This window comes from Corynebacterium sp. HMSC074E01, assembly GCF_001808885.1.
Taxonomy (GTDB): Bacteria; Actinomycetota; Actinomycetes; order Mycobacteriales; family Mycobacteriaceae; genus Corynebacterium.
The window spans coordinates 1-841 of the sequence record NZ_KV794828.1 but is presented as its reverse complement, the minus strand read 5'-3'; the positions used below and the strand labels follow the sequence as shown (position 1 = coordinate 841).

General features: G+C 52.3%; 2 pseudogenes. One reads left to right on the top strand and one right to left on the bottom strand.

Annotated features, from left to right (window positions below):
* Window positions 1–207 precede the first annotated feature (207 nt).
* Window positions 208–609: pseudogene (locus HMPREF2537_RS13150) on the top strand (IS1634 family transposase); the annotation flags it as partial.
* A gap of 21 nt (window positions 610–630) precedes the next feature.
* Here the strand turns inward: HMPREF2537_RS13150 and HMPREF2537_RS13005 are convergent.
* A pseudogene (locus HMPREF2537_RS13005) lies at window positions 631–816 on the bottom strand (FAD-dependent oxidoreductase); the annotation flags it as partial.
* Window positions 817–841 lie beyond the last annotated feature (25 nt).

Genomic DNA, 841 nt, shown 5'->3' with positions numbered 1-841 from the left:
AGGTTGTGGGAGAGTAAGAAACCGCCGACATTAAACAACAAACAACAACTCAATACACGCAACAAAGAGATCGTTAAAGCACAACCGCTTCAATGGTCTCTTTCTTCGTTTTTATACCTAGCCCCCAAAAGTACAGACCCGAAAATGCCCACCTCCTAGTGGTGGCCCACCGCACACAAACCCCTCACGACCTCATTCGGGGAAATACTAACCCAAGCGTTGGTCCATCATGCAGGTATCGGGCCAGGCGCATTCATCTTGTATGACAGTGACCACCTTGTACTTCGAAACCGATACTCCCGATGAGCTTCGCAAACCCGGGTTTTCCAAAGAGCGCCGTGTAGAGCCGCAAATCCTTGTCGGGCTGCTTACTGATGCCACTGGGTTTCCATTGCATGTGGGCGCGTTTGCTGGCAACTCGGCAGAAACCCACACGATGCTGCCGATGATCACACGTTTCCAAGATGCCTATCAACTCGATGAAGTCACCGTCGTTGCTGATGCGGGCATGTTTTCCGCGGCGAACAAACAAGCACTCATCGGTGTAGGGCTGCACTACATCTTGTCGGTGAAACCCCCACCGTGCCTGAGCTGATCGAAACCTGGCGGCGGGAAAACCGGAAGGGCCGCTTAAGTCGATCCTTTTTGGAGATCCCGAAAGGCCGCAGTTGCGGCATTCTTTCCACATAGTCCATGAACTCCAGCCCCTGGTGGAGAGGAATGTGAACAGATATAGACACCTTGCACACCAATCCAATATGGATTCGTGGTCATCCTAGGGCGAAATACCAGCTGTAGTCCGTCGTTTCCTGGACCTGACCCCTGTTAGGTAGACACCTGA